The 11,966-nt window shown below is 42.8% G+C and carries 18 protein-coding genes; all 18 read left to right on the forward strand.

All coding sequences use genetic code 11. The features are described from left to right. Window positions 1-31 precede the first annotated feature (31 nt). Window positions 32-1,975 carry an AsmA family protein gene (locus tag GZH31_RS01330; protein ID WP_180311319.1) on the forward strand — a complete coding sequence of 648 codons (1,944 nt, stop codon included), beginning with the start codon at window positions 32-34 and terminating at the stop codon, window positions 1,973-1,975. A 276-nt stretch (window positions 1,976-2,251) separates the two neighbouring features. Continuing rightward, on the forward strand, window positions 2,252-2,620 hold the full coding sequence (gene rplN / locus GZH31_RS01335; protein ID WP_010378257.1) for a 50S ribosomal protein L14: 369 nt from the start codon (window positions 2,252-2,254) through the stop codon (window positions 2,618-2,620). A gap of 10 nt (window positions 2,621-2,630) precedes the next feature. Then, window positions 2,631-2,945, forward strand: coding sequence for a 50S ribosomal protein L24 (gene rplX / locus GZH31_RS01340; protein WP_036974032.1), 315 nt, complete (start codon window positions 2,631-2,633; stop codon window positions 2,943-2,945). A 16-nt stretch (window positions 2,946-2,961) separates the two neighbouring features. After that, on the forward strand, window positions 2,962-3,501 hold the full coding sequence (rplE, locus tag GZH31_RS01345; protein ID WP_036974030.1) for a 50S ribosomal protein L5: 540 nt from the start codon (window positions 2,962-2,964) through the stop codon (window positions 3,499-3,501). A 10-nt stretch (window positions 3,502-3,511) separates the two neighbouring features. Continuing rightward, window positions 3,512-3,817 (forward strand): 30S ribosomal protein S14, encoded by a 306-nt coding sequence (gene rpsN / locus GZH31_RS01350; RefSeq protein WP_036974028.1) that lies wholly within the window; start codon window positions 3,512-3,514, stop codon window positions 3,815-3,817. A gap of 21 nt (window positions 3,818-3,838) precedes the next feature. Next, window positions 3,839-4,231, forward strand: coding sequence for a 30S ribosomal protein S8 (gene rpsH, locus GZH31_RS01355; protein ID WP_036974026.1), 393 nt, complete (start codon window positions 3,839-3,841; stop codon window positions 4,229-4,231). A 13-nt stretch (window positions 4,232-4,244) separates the two neighbouring features. Beyond that, window positions 4,245-4,778 carry a 50S ribosomal protein L6 gene (gene rplF / locus GZH31_RS01360; RefSeq protein WP_036974024.1) on the forward strand — a complete coding sequence of 178 codons (534 nt, stop codon included), beginning with the start codon at window positions 4,245-4,247 and terminating at the stop codon, window positions 4,776-4,778. A gap of 9 nt (window positions 4,779-4,787) precedes the next feature. Then, a complete protein-coding gene (rplR, locus tag GZH31_RS01365; protein ID WP_036974021.1) occupies window positions 4,788-5,138 on the forward strand; it encodes a 50S ribosomal protein L18 in 351 nt (116 codons plus the stop codon). A gap of 9 nt (window positions 5,139-5,147) precedes the next feature. Next, the gene (rpsE, locus tag GZH31_RS01370) at window positions 5,148-5,654 is read left to right on the forward strand and encodes a 30S ribosomal protein S5 (RefSeq protein WP_036974018.1); all 507 of its coding nucleotides are present in this window, start codon (window positions 5,148-5,150) and stop codon (window positions 5,652-5,654) included. Window positions 5,655-5,657: 3 nt separating this feature from the next. Beyond that, window positions 5,658-5,840, forward strand: coding sequence for a 50S ribosomal protein L30 (rpmD, locus tag GZH31_RS01375; RefSeq protein WP_016710201.1), 183 nt, complete (start codon window positions 5,658-5,660; stop codon window positions 5,838-5,840). 4 nt (window positions 5,841-5,844) lie between these two features. Beyond that, the gene (gene rplO / locus GZH31_RS01380; protein ID WP_036974015.1) at window positions 5,845-6,279 is read left to right on the forward strand and encodes a 50S ribosomal protein L15; all 435 of its coding nucleotides are present in this window, start codon (window positions 5,845-5,847) and stop codon (window positions 6,277-6,279) included. A gap of 10 nt (window positions 6,280-6,289) precedes the next feature. Next, the gene (gene secY, locus GZH31_RS01385; RefSeq protein WP_180311320.1) at window positions 6,290-7,618 is read left to right on the forward strand and encodes a preprotein translocase subunit SecY; all 1,329 of its coding nucleotides are present in this window, start codon (window positions 6,290-6,292) and stop codon (window positions 7,616-7,618) included. Window positions 7,619-7,640: 22 nt separating this feature from the next. Further along, entirely contained in the window at window positions 7,641-7,754 is a 114-nt protein-coding gene (gene rpmJ, locus GZH31_RS01390; RefSeq protein ID WP_002959476.1) for a 50S ribosomal protein L36, read from the forward strand. A 128-nt stretch (window positions 7,755-7,882) separates the two neighbouring features. Next, window positions 7,883-8,239, forward strand: a complete 357-nt coding sequence (rpsM, locus tag GZH31_RS01395) for a 30S ribosomal protein S13 (protein WP_036974011.1) — start codon at window positions 7,883-7,885, stop codon at window positions 8,237-8,239. Between the two features lie 13 nt (window positions 8,240-8,252). Then, window positions 8,253-8,639: a 30S ribosomal protein S11 gene (rpsK, locus tag GZH31_RS01400; RefSeq protein ID WP_036974009.1), complete on the forward strand. Its 387-nt coding sequence runs from the start codon at window positions 8,253-8,255 to the stop codon at window positions 8,637-8,639. A 21-nt stretch (window positions 8,640-8,660) separates the two neighbouring features. Beyond that, window positions 8,661-9,281: a 30S ribosomal protein S4 gene (gene rpsD, locus GZH31_RS01405; protein WP_036974007.1), complete on the forward strand. Its 621-nt coding sequence runs from the start codon at window positions 8,661-8,663 to the stop codon at window positions 9,279-9,281. 24 nt (window positions 9,282-9,305) lie between these two features. Next, window positions 9,306-10,292, forward strand: coding sequence for a DNA-directed RNA polymerase subunit alpha (locus GZH31_RS01410; protein ID WP_004589198.1), 987 nt, complete (start codon window positions 9,306-9,308; stop codon window positions 10,290-10,292). Between the two features lie 39 nt (window positions 10,293-10,331). Next, on the forward strand, window positions 10,332-10,733 hold the full coding sequence (gene rplQ, locus GZH31_RS01415) for a 50S ribosomal protein L17 (RefSeq protein ID WP_004589197.1): 402 nt from the start codon (window positions 10,332-10,334) through the stop codon (window positions 10,731-10,733). Window positions 10,734-11,966: the final 1,233 nt, after the last annotated feature.

Genomic DNA, 11,966 nt, shown 5'->3' on the forward strand with positions numbered 1-11,966 from the left:
GAACAATGTTTGCCCATTTTTAAGGATGATTATGAAAACCTTACTAAAGATTATTGGTGTCATATTCGTATTACTAATTGCCTTAGTAATCGCCGCACCGTTTCTTATCCCAACTGATGCAATCTTTAACAAAGTCTCGCAGCAAGTTGAACAAACGACGGGTCGAAGCCTCACCATTAACGGTGATAAAAAACTGTCGGTTTTCCCTTCGTTGAAGCTTGAACTGAATGATGTGCATTTTGCTAATATGCAAACGGGTTCACAAAAAGACATGGCAAGCATGCAACAGTTGGCCATTCATATTCCCTGGATGTCGCTTTTCGGTGGTGAGTTTAAACTTGATAAGTTCGTTATCAACGAGCCAACAATTTTGTTAGAAACTGATAAAAATGGCAAAGCTAACTGGCAGTTGTTTGATGGCGTAGCCGAACAACCAGAGACTGAGCAACAAAAGAGCTCAGGAGCTGTAAATTTGCCTGATAACTTTGATATTCAGTTAGGTGAAGTGGCAATTTATGGCGGAACCTTCACGTATCTAGATGGTAAAACGGGCGCAAAACAACAGATTAGTGACTTAGAGCTGGCTATTTTACTCCCATCACTGCGTAAAACATTAGAGCTTAAAGGCGGGATTACCTATATGGGGGAGCGCTTTGAACTTGATGTAACCCTTGATACACCCGTGAAAGTGATTGAAGGAGCGACTTTTAATGTCAGTACAGAGGTTGATTCACGTTTGGTAGATATGACTTTTAAAGGTGCGATTGCTGAAATGGGTCAAGATGTACAAGGTCAATTGTCTATCAGCGGTGATTCGGTTAAAAATATTGCTAATTGGCAAGGTGTGGACTTAAATGCCAAAGACAATGCTTTTAATGCCTTTAATGTTAAAGGGGCCATGCATCTACAAGGTGACACATTCAAACTAACAGAGCTTTTGGCAACATTAGATGAATTACAAATCAAAGGTAAAAGCGACATTAACCTTGGTAATCGCTTAGCGGTCAATGCGGATATTGATTTAGGCATGCTCGACTTAAATCCGTACCTTCCAGAAGGCGTTGCAAAAGAGGCACAACCTTTACCTGCAGAAGATGCACCCGCTCAGCCTATCGTATGGGATGATACTAAAATTGATTTAAGTGGTTTAAATGCCTTGGATGCGAGTGTAGTTGTTCGCTCAAGTGGTCTAAAAGCCAAGAAGATCACACTCGGTGAGAACCAATTCACTGTAAACCTTAAAAATGCTGTAGCGAAAGTAAGCCTAGACAAATTTGTTGCTTATGAGGGCAATGGTAAAGGTGTTATTACACTCAATGCAAAGCAAGCTCCTTATGCAATCTCAACGAACTTCGCTTTAGATAAAATCGATGCGCAGCCATTATTAACTGACGCAGCAGGTTTTGATAAGTTAATGGGTAAAGGTTCATTAAACTGGAATTTAACGACAACGGGTCAAAGCCAGAAAAGCTTTATTAATGCGTTGAATGGTAAATTAGCATTTGAATTTGCAGATGGGGCAGTTAAAGGCGCAAACATTGCTGAAATGGTCCGTAAAGCAAAAGAGCTAATCAAAGGTAACTTAGGGGCCGTATCAGAAGGTCTCGATACAGGCTTCGATAACTCTGAGCAAACAGATTTCTCAGCGTTAACAGGCAGCTTTAATTTCACTAATGGGGTGGGTGAAAACCGTGACTTGTCATTATTAAGCCCGCTTATTCGTATTTCGGGGGCTGGTAAGGTGGATTTACCGATGACCAACGTTGATTATCGTCTCGTGACAGGCATCGTTGATTCAATTGAAGGGCAAGGTACCACAGATGACAGCACAGGCTTTAAAATTCCACTGCGTATTAAAGGCCCATTCCATGATGTGGGTTATAGCCTCGATGTGAGTGATGCGGCCAAAGAAGAAGTGAAAGAAAAAGCGAAAGATAAAATAAAAGATAAGCTTAAAGGCTTATTTGGAAATTAATAAAAATTTAATTTAATCCTTAAAGCAGGGCGCATCGGCGCCCTGTTTGTTTTATAATCAATAACAAACCAGTAAACGGTTGTAAGCCCACCTTGATATAGCGACCCTTTATTATAAATTAATTAAAAAATAACCTACCACTTCATTGCTATTGCTGATACAATTGCCCGCCCTTAAGAGACAACTCGTGTGTTTTTTGAGTGGAATTTAACCGAAATGTCTTGATTTTAAACAAAATTAAGGCGTGTTGTAATATCTACACCGGAGGTCATTAACATGATCCAAATGCAAACTCAGCTGGACGTTGCTGATAACAGCGGCGCTCGCAAAGTGCAGTGTATTAAAGTCCTTGGCGGTTCGCACCGTCGCTATGCAGCGGTTGGCGATATCATCAAAGTTTCTGTAAAAGAAGCGATTCCTCGCGGTAAAGTGAAGAAAGGTGATGTTAAAAACGCAGTAGTTGTGCGTACTAAAAAAGGCGTTCGTCGTCCGGACGGTTCTTTGATCCGTTTCGATAGCAATGCGGCTGTTATCTTAAATGATAACTTACAGCCAATTGGTACTCGTATCTTCGGCCCTGTGACTCGTGAACTTCGTACTGAAAAGTTCATGAAAATCGTTTCACTAGCACCAGAAGTACTATAAGGAGTCTATCATGGCAGCAAAAATCCGTCGTGATGACGAAGTAATCGTACTAGCCGGTAAAGACAAAGGTAAGCGCGGTAAAGTGCTTTCAGTTGTTACTGAGTCTGGTCGAGTATTTGTCGAAGGCATCAACTTAATCAAGAAGCACCAAAAGCCTGTTCCTCAGTTGAACCAAGCTGGCGGTATTGTTGAGAAAGAAGCGTCTATCGACGTATCAAACGTTGCGATCTACAACTCGGAAACGGGTAAAGCAGATCGTGTAGGTTTCAAGATTGAAGATGGTAAGAAATTACGTATCTTTAAATCTACTGGTAAAACTATCTAATAGTTGGAGTAGAATGATGGCGAAACTGCATGAAGTATATAAAGACAAAGTAGTGGCTGAACTTCAAGAGAAGTTTGGTTTCAGCTCTGTCATGCAAGTCCCTCAGATCGAAAAGATCACATTAAACATGGGTGTGGGCGAAGCTCTAGCTGACAAGAAGATCCTAGATAATGCTGTTGCAGATCTAGAAGCAATCTCTGGTCAGAAACCTCTAATCACTAAAGCACGCAAATCTGTTGCTGGCTTCAAAGTGCGTGAAGGTTACCCAATTGGTTGTAAAGTAACCCTACGTGGCGAGCGTATGTGGGACTTTTTTGAGCGTTTGGTTTCAATCGCTATCCCACGTATCCGTGACTTCCGTGGTGTAAGTGCTAAGTCTTTTGATGGACGTGGTAACTACAGCATGGGCGTACGTGAGCAAATCATCTTCCCAGAAATTGATTATGATAAAGTAGACCGTGTACGCGGTATGGATATCACTATCACTACTTCTGCGAAAACAGATGAGGAAGGCCGTGCGTTGTTAGAAGCGTTTAACTTCCCATTTAAGAAATAAGGGTAGGGTTATGGCAAAGAATTCTATGAAAGCGCGCGAAGCAAAGCGCACTAAATTAGTTGCTCAGTATGCTGAAAAGCGTGCTGCACTAAAAGCTATCATCAGTGATGTGAAAACATCTGACGATGATCGTTGGGACGCGGTATTAAAGCTACAAGCTTTACCACGTGATTCTAGCTCTTCACGTCAACGTAATCGTTGTAACGTTACGGGCCGCCCACATGGTTACCTTCGCAAATTCGGCATGAGCCGTATTAAAGTTCGCGAAGCAGCTATGCGCGGTGAAATTCCTGGCCTTAAAAAGGCTAGCTGGTAATAGTATCACGGGAGTAAGACTATGAGCTTGCAAGATCCTATTGCGGATTTGTTTACACGTATCCGTAACGGTCAGTCAGCGAAGAAAGTATCAGTAACGATGCCAACTTCAAAACTGAAAGTAGCAGTAGCTAAAGTATTAAAAGATGAAGGTTATATCGCAGATTACGCTGTAAGCGGTGAAGCGAAGCCTGAGCTAGCAATCGAATTAAAATATTTCGAAGGCAAAGCTGTTATTGAAAATATCCAGCGTGTTAGCCGCCCTGGTCTACGTATCTATAAGAAACGTGACGAATTACCTAAGGTAATGGGTGGTCTTGGTATCGCTATCGTATCAACTTCTAAAGGCCTAATGACAGACCGCGCAGCACGTAGTGCCGGCGTTGGTGGTGAGATCATTGGCTTTGTAGCTTAATCGGAGGGGAACTATGTCTCGCATAGCAAAGGCACCAATCAATGTTCCTGCCGGTGTAGAAGTTACATTAAAAGGCCAGGACATCACAGTTAAAGGCAAAAACGGTGAATTAACTCGCACTATCAACGATGCTGTTGAAGTACAAGTTAACGACAACGTTATTACAACTTTACCTCGTGAAGGCGTAGTCAATGCATGGGCTCAAGCAGGTACTGCTCGCGCTCTAATCAACAATATGATTGTTGGTACGCATGAAGGTTACGAGAAGAAGCTTCAGTTAGTAGGTGTTGGTTACCGTGCAGCGGCTAAGGGCAAAGTTTTAGACTTAACTCTTGGTTTCTCACACCCAGTGAATTTCGAAGTACCTGAAGGTATTACGATTGAAACACCAAGCCAAACAGAAGTTCTAGTTAAGGGCGTAGACAAGCAGTTAGTTGGTCAAACAGCTGCTAACATCCGTGCATACCGTAAACCTGAGCCTTATAAAGGTAAAGGTGTTCGTTACGCGGACGAGAATGTACGCCGTAAAGAGGCTAAGAAGAAGTAAGGTAAGACGATGGATAAAAAAACAGCTCGTCTACGTCGTGCTAAGCGCACTCGTAGAAATTACATTGAACAAGGCACAACGCGTCTTGTTATCCACCGCACGCCACGTCACATTTACGCTCAAGTAGTTACTGCTGAGGGTACTGTACTGGCTGCTGCTTCTACTGTTGAAAAAGCAATTAGCGAAACAGTTAAAGGCACAGGTAACGTAGCAGCTGCTCAAGCAGTTGGTAAAGCGGTTGCTGAACGTGCAGCTGACAAAGGCATCGAAAAGATTGCTTTTGATCGCAGTGGCTTTAAATATCACGGCCGTGTGAAGGCGCTTGCTGATGCAGCGCGTGAAGCCGGTTTGCAATTCTAGGAGTAGACAATGGCTAACGTAGAAGCAAAGCAACAACAGCCTGATTTGGCTGAAAAGCTAATCGCGGTAAACCGTGTGTCTAAAGTGGTTAAAGGTGGTCGTATCTTTAGCTTCACTGCACTAACTGTAGTTGGTGACGGCGCAGGTAAAGTAGGTTTCGGTTATGGTAAAGCACGTGAAGTTCCAGCTGCTATTCAAAAAGCAATGGAAAAAGCACGTCGTAACATGATCAGTGTAGACCTAAACGGTAACACGCTACAGCACCCAATCAAGGGTCGCCACGCGGGTTCTAAAGTATACATGCAGCCTGCTTCAGAAGGTACAGGTATCATCGCCGGTGGTGCGATGCGTGCAGTACTAGAAGTAACTGGTGTACAGAACGTATTGTCAAAAGCATACGGTTCAACTAACCCGATCAATATCGTTCGTGCAACGATTGCAGCTCTAGAGAACATGAACTCTCCAGAGTCAATCGCTGCTAAACGTGGTCTTAGCGTAGACGAAATCACGGGGTAAACCATGGCTAATAAAACTGTTAAAGTAACACAAGTAAAGAGCTCTATCGGTCGTTTACCGAAGCATAAAGCTACATTACGCGGTCTTGGTTTACGTCGTATCAATCACACTGTTGAGTTAGAAGACACAGCATGTGTGCGTGGTATGATTAACCAAGTTTCTTACATGGTAAAGGTTGAGGGTTAATTCGATGCGTTTGAATACACTTTCACCTGCTGCTGGTGCAAAAACTGAAAAGAAACGTCTAGGTCGTGGTATTGGTTCTGGTCTTGGTAAGACTGGTGGCCGTGGTCATAAAGGCCAAAAATCACGTTCTGGCGGTAAAGTACGCGTTGGTTTCGAAGGCGGTCAAATGCCTATGCAACGTCGTCTACCTAAATTTGGTTTCACTTCACGTAAATCATTAGTATCTACTGAAGTAAACCTTTTTGAAATCGCTAAAGTTGAAGGCGATGTAGTAGACGTAAACGCGTTACAAGCAGCTGGTCTAGTTAAAAAGAACATCCAGTTCGTTAAAGTAGTAAAATCTGGCGAAGTTTCACGCGCAGTTACCGTTAAAGGTCTTAAAGTGACCAAAGGTGCTCGCGAAGCTATCGAAGCTGCCGGAGGCAAGGTAGAAGACTAAGGAAGTACTAATGGCTAAACCAGGTCAAGATATGAAAAGTGCACAAAGTGGGCTTTCGGAATTGAAGCGTCGATTACTATTTGTATTGGGTGCTATCATTATTTACCGTCTAGGTTCATTCGTGCCGATCCCTGGGATTGACGCCGCTGTACTTGCCGATTTCTTCGAGCAACAAAAGGGCACCATTGTTGAAATGTTTAACATGTTCAGCGGTGGTGCGCTTGAGCGCGCTTCAGTGTTGGCACTGGGTATTATGCCGTATATCTCGGCTTCGATTATTACGCAACTATTAACGCATATGTATCCGCCGTTTATAGAGCTTAAGAAAGAAGGCGAGCAAGGGCGTAAGAAAATCAGCCAGTATACACGCTATGGCACGCTTGTGCTTGCTACTATCCAATCAATCGGTATTGCCACAAGCTTACCGGGTATGATGGACGGGTTAGTTGTTAACCCTGGTATTGGTTTCTACTTCACTGCTGTAGTGAGTTTAGTTACCGGTACTATGTTCCTTATGTGGTTGGGCGAGCAAATTACAGAACGCGGTATCGGTAACGGTATTTCAGTTCTGATTTTTGTTGGTATCGTAGCAAACCTGCCGTCTGCTATTGGTTCGACAGCCGAAATGGCGCGCCAAGGTGATCTGAATGTACTTGTACTGTTATTGATTGCTGTAATCGTATTCGCTGTTACTTACCTCGTTGTATTCTTCGAGCGTGGTCAACGTCGTATCGTCGTTAACTATGCTAAGCGTCAACAAGGTCGTCAGGTATTTGCTGCTCAAAGCACGCACTTACCGCTGAAAGTAAACATGGCGGGTGTTATTCCACCAATCTTTGCTAGCAGTATAATTCTGTTCCCTGGTACAATTGCAAGCTGGTTCGGCCAGGGTGAAGGTCCGGTCGCTGATGTGCTACAAACAATCGCTACAACATTGACTCCAGGTCAACCGTTATATGCGATGGTTTTAGCTGCGGCTATTATCTTCTTCTGCTTTTTCTACACCGCGTTGGTATTTAACCCGCGTGAAACAGCAGATAACCTGAAAAAATCTGGCGCATTTATCCCAGGTATTCGTCCAGGTGAGCAGACATCTAAATACATTGATAAAGTGATGACACGCCTGACATTGGCAGGTGCTTTGTATATAACCTTTATCTGTCTGGTGCCCGAATTCATGACTATGGCATGGCAAACGCCATTCTATTTCGGCGGTACATCAATTTTGATTATCGTTGTTGTAATCATGGACTTTATGGCACAAGTACAGACGCATCTGATGTCACATCAGTATGATTCTGTGCTGAAAAAAGCAAACCTTAAAGGCTACGGCCGATAAGGTCAGTTTACGGAGTTGAGCAATGAAAGTACGTGCTTCCGTTAAGAAAATATGCCGTAACTGTAAAGTTATTAAACGTGCTGGTGTAGTACGCGTAATTTGCAGTGAGCCTAAGCATAAGCAAAGGCAAGGCTAATTAAACAGTCGTGCAGGCTGAGTTATTTACTCGGCCTGTGTTTTTAGTTGTGATTTGGTCTTCGTTTGAGTATCCTTACGGGCTTTTCAAACAGATGATAACCAAATTCAAATATAGGAGATGTGTTAGTGGCCCGTATCGCTGGCATTAACGTCCCTGATCATAAACATGCAGTTATCGGTTTAACTGCTATTTATGGCATAGGTAAGACTCGCTCTAAGGCTATCTTAGCAGCGACTGGTATCGCCGAGACCACAAAAATCGGTGAGCTTTCAGACGAAACACTTGACGTATTGCGTGAAGCAGTTGGCAAGTACACTGTAGAAGGTGACCTTCGTCGTGAAGTTACATTAAATATCAAGCGCCTTATGGACCTTGGTTGTTTCCGTGGCCTACGTCACCGTCGTTCGTTACCACTACGTGGTCAACGTACTAAGACTAACGCGCGTACTCGTAAGGGTCCTCGCAAGCCTATCAAGAAATAAGGTGGGGTAGATTATGGCTAAAGCACCAATTCGTCGTAAGAAGGTTAAAAAGCAAGTTGCTGATGGTATGGCTCATGTTCATGCTTCTTTCAACAACACTATTGTAACAATTACCGACCGTCAAGGTAATGCACTATCATGGGCTACTGCCGGTGGTTCAGGTTTCCGTGGTTCACGTAAATCTACTCCATTTGCTGCTCAGGTTGCTGCAGAGCGTGCAGGTACTGCTGCTCAAGAATACGGTTTAAAAAATCTAGAAGTGTTCATTAAAGGTCCAGGTCCAGGTCGTGAATCTGCTGTACGTGCTTTGAATGCTGCTGGTTACCGTATCACCAACATCACTGACGTGACGCCAATCCCTCATAATGGTTGTCGTCCACCGAAGAAACGTCGCGTTTAACAATAGGTTAGGAGAAATAACATGGCAAGATATTTGGGCCCTAAGCTCAAGCTGAGTCGTCGTGAAGGTACTGACCTGTTCCTTAAGAGCGGCGTAAGAGCTATCGACTCTAAGTGTAAACTTGAGACTGCACCTGGTCAGCACGGCGCTCGTAAAGGTCGCTTATCTGATTACGGTTTACAGTTACGTGAAAAGCAAAAAGTACGTCGTATCTACGGTGTATTAGAAAAGCAATTCCGTAACTACTACAAAGAAGCTGCTCGCCTTAAAGGTAATACAGGTGAAAACTTGTTACAGCTTTTAGAGCAACGTTTAGACAATGTTGTATATCGCATGGGTTTTGCTAGCACACGTGCAGAAGCACGTCAGTTAGTTAGCCACAAAGCGATCTTAGTTAATGGTCGTGTTGTGAATATTCCTTCATACGTAATTACACCAGAAGATACTGTTGTAATTCGTGAGAAGTCTAAAACACAAGCACGTATCATCGCTGCTCTAGAGTTGGCTGAGCAACGTGAAAAGCCGACTTGGGTTGAAGTTGACGGTAAGAAAATGGAAGGTAGCTTCAAGCGCCTACCTGAGCGTTCAGATCTGTCTGCGGACATTAACGAACAACTAATCGTCGAACTTTACTCTAAGTAAAGTTAAGAGTTAAGAGAGGATAAAATGCAGGGTTCTGTTACCGAATTCCTAAAACCAAGGTTAGTCGATATCGACGCTATCAACCCAACGCGTTCTAAAGTAGTTTTAGAACCATTAGAGCGTGGCTTCGGTCATACTCTGGGTAATGCCTTACGCCGTATACTGTTATCATCTATGCCTGGATGTGCAGTAACTGAAGTAGAAATCGACGGTGTATTGCATGAGTACAGCGCGAAAGAGGGCGTACAAGAAGACATCATTGAAATTCTGTTAAACCTTAAAGGTCTAGCAGTAACTTTAGAAGGCAAAGATGAAGTTTTTCTGACCCTGACTAAATCTGGTGTAGGCCCTGTGACTGCGGCTGATATTCAGCACGATGGTGATGTAACTATCGCCAACCCAGATCACGTTATCTGTCACCTAACGACAGATAGCAGCGAGATCAGCATGCGTATTCGTGTTGAGCGCGGTCGCGGTTATGTGCCGGCATCTAGTCGTTTATCCTCTGATGACGATGAGCGTCCAATTGGTCGATTGCTGCTTGATGCATCATTCAGCCCAGTTGAACGTATTGCGTACTCGGTTGAATCAGCCCGTGTTGAGCAACGTACAGACTTAGACAAGTTAATCATTGATATGGAAACGAACGGCACTTTAGATCCTGAAGAAGCGATCCGCCGTGCGTCTACTATCTTAGCTGAGCAATTAGATGCATTCGTAGATTTACGTGATGTAACTGAGCCAGAAGAGAAAGAAGAGAAGCCAGAATTCGATCCTATTCTACTTCGTCCAGTTGATGATCTTGAACTAACAGTACGTTCAGCAAACTGTTTGAAAGCCGAGCAAATTCAATATATCGGTGATTTAGTTCAGCGCACTGAAGTTGAGCTTCTTAAAACACCTAACTTAGGTAAGAAGTCTCTAACTGAAATTAAAGACGTGCTAGCTTCACGTGGTCTATCTCTAGGTATGCGCCTAGAAAATTGGCCGCCTGCAAGCCTAGCTGAATAATCTAAATCACTATATTAGTTTAGTTAGAAGGATAGGGTCATGCGCCATCGTAAGAGTGGTCGTCAATTAAACCGTAACAGCAGCCATCGCAAAGCGATGTTCAGCAACATGGCTGGTTCTTTGGTGAAACATGAAATCATCAAAACAACTTTGCCTAAAGCGAAAGAGTTGCGCCGTGTAATTGAACCTTTAATCACACTGGCTAAGACTGACAGTGTAGCAAACCGCCGTTTAGCGTTTGCTCGCACGCGTGATAATGAAGTAGTTGGCAAATTGTTCAGCGAAATCGGTCCTCGTAATACAGACCGTCCAGGTGGTTACACTCGTATTCTTAAGTGTGGCTTCCGTGCTGGTGACAATGCACCAATGGCTTATATTGAACTAGTTGGTCGCCCAGCGACAAACGAAGAAGTTCAAGAAGACGCACAGTCTGCAGAGTAAGTCGTAAAGACACCAAAAAGCCGAGCTTATGCTCGGCTTTTTACTTTCTTGGTATGCGATCTATTGCCATCTAATTTCTCAGTAAATTGTGGTCAGGTATCTTATAAACAGCAGCCCTCTTTTTTAGGCACGTTTCGTCCAGTCTATTCTTTTCACCAGCAGATTCTTTTCGACAGTTAGCTCTTTTAGACATTCGATAACGCTTACCATTTATTATTAATAGCCACATTTCTGCTTGGTACTTATATTAATCCGCAATAATACTTAATCATTTTGAGTTATTAAACCAGTCGCTAGCTGCGTTAAAAATGTCTGATTTACGACTGCATAGATGCAGGAGGTAGAGCAATTGCCGAGAACACCTCAATAACGACATTTTTGCCTTGTTATTAACGCGGTTTTATTGCCTCAAAATAGACCACTTAATTAAGCACAATGGTATAAAAATGAGATCAAGGTGAGTAATGAATCTTTACCATTAGAACAATCATCGGCTTTAAAGTTTAGTCTGTTTAATGGTCTTATTTATAGAGCGTTGAGCTCGCTAAGTCGTATTACAACGATCAGTAAATAGCAGAAGCTCATGGTAGTGAATAGATTAGTTTTGATGAACTTATCATTGTCGATACTTATAACGATATAGAACGTGTAACTACATCGAACATGTAACTAAATCGAACATACGCAAGAATGGCCTATTACCAGAATACTGTATCAGCGAGAGCTGATGATATACATTTTCACGATTTGAATTTTAGTTGAGCCTTTATTACAAACTTAATGATGCAGTTTTATTTGGTTTGGGGGGAAGACATGCAAGTATAGAATGATTTCGCTGAGTCAAAGAGTGTTAAACCAACTAGTGTGTTGGTACGTTCGGTCAAAAAACACATACCCTCAATTAAATAGTGCGAGGAGTTTGCAAGTAGTGTGGTTGAACTAAGGTACCTTTCGCCTGAACATAACATTCCATTAAGCAGAATATAAATCGACACAATATGAAGTGTATAGTGTTGGGAGCAGCTAGCATTCATGAGAACAATAAAACTGATGGAAGCTACTTCGGCACTTTCTATCATGAGCCCTTTTAGTGTCTTTAGCTCGTGAGCGCTACTAATATAAAGTGTTAATGTTCTAAACAGTGTTTAAGCTTGGGTTATTTTGCGTACTTTGTCGGTTATTTAGATCTGCAGCGACAGCTATAAAACCTCAATCTGTGTGTTTATCTTTTAT

Source organism: Pseudoalteromonas sp. JSTW (assembly GCF_013423925.1).
GTDB classification, from domain to species: Bacteria; Pseudomonadota; Gammaproteobacteria; order Enterobacterales; family Alteromonadaceae; genus Pseudoalteromonas; species Pseudoalteromonas lipolytica.

What these genes read in the sequence shown, in the direction of transcription:
- rpsD (WP_036974007.1), top strand. Translation starts at nt 8,661, where the DNA reads ATGGCAAGATATTTGGGCCCTAAGCTCAAGCTGAGTCGTCGTGAAGGT.
- rplR (WP_036974021.1), top strand. Translation starts at nt 4,788, where the DNA reads ATGGATAAAAAAACAGCTCGTCTACGTCGTGCTAAGCGCACTCGTAGA.
- rpmJ (WP_002959476.1), top strand. Translation starts at nt 7,641, where the DNA reads ATGAAAGTACGTGCTTCCGTTAAGAAAATATGCCGTAACTGTAAAGTT.
- rplE (WP_036974030.1), top strand. Translation starts at nt 2,962, where the DNA reads ATGGCGAAACTGCATGAAGTATATAAAGACAAAGTAGTGGCTGAACTT.
- rpsH (WP_036974026.1), top strand. Translation starts at nt 3,839, where the DNA reads ATGAGCTTGCAAGATCCTATTGCGGATTTGTTTACACGTATCCGTAAC.
- rpsK (WP_036974009.1), top strand. Translation starts at nt 8,253, where the DNA reads ATGGCTAAAGCACCAATTCGTCGTAAGAAGGTTAAAAAGCAAGTTGCT.
- rplN (WP_010378257.1), top strand. Translation starts at nt 2,252, where the DNA reads ATGATCCAAATGCAAACTCAGCTGGACGTTGCTGATAACAGCGGCGCT.
- rplQ (WP_004589197.1), top strand. Translation starts at nt 10,332, where the DNA reads ATGCGCCATCGTAAGAGTGGTCGTCAATTAAACCGTAACAGCAGCCAT.
- secY (WP_180311320.1), top strand. Translation starts at nt 6,290, where the DNA reads ATGGCTAAACCAGGTCAAGATATGAAAAGTGCACAAAGTGGGCTTTCG.
- GZH31_RS01410 (WP_004589198.1), top strand. Translation starts at nt 9,306, where the DNA reads ATGCAGGGTTCTGTTACCGAATTCCTAAAACCAAGGTTAGTCGATATC.
- rpsN (WP_036974028.1), top strand. Translation starts at nt 3,512, where the DNA reads ATGGCAAAGAATTCTATGAAAGCGCGCGAAGCAAAGCGCACTAAATTA.
- rplX (WP_036974032.1), top strand. Translation starts at nt 2,631, where the DNA reads ATGGCAGCAAAAATCCGTCGTGATGACGAAGTAATCGTACTAGCCGGT.
- GZH31_RS01330 (WP_180311319.1), top strand. Translation starts at nt 32, where the DNA reads ATGAAAACCTTACTAAAGATTATTGGTGTCATATTCGTATTACTAATT.
- rpsE (WP_036974018.1), top strand. Translation starts at nt 5,148, where the DNA reads ATGGCTAACGTAGAAGCAAAGCAACAACAGCCTGATTTGGCTGAAAAG.
- rplO (WP_036974015.1), top strand. Translation starts at nt 5,845, where the DNA reads ATGCGTTTGAATACACTTTCACCTGCTGCTGGTGCAAAAACTGAAAAG.
- rplF (WP_036974024.1), top strand. Translation starts at nt 4,245, where the DNA reads ATGTCTCGCATAGCAAAGGCACCAATCAATGTTCCTGCCGGTGTAGAA.
- rpmD (WP_016710201.1), top strand. Translation starts at nt 5,658, where the DNA reads ATGGCTAATAAAACTGTTAAAGTAACACAAGTAAAGAGCTCTATCGGT.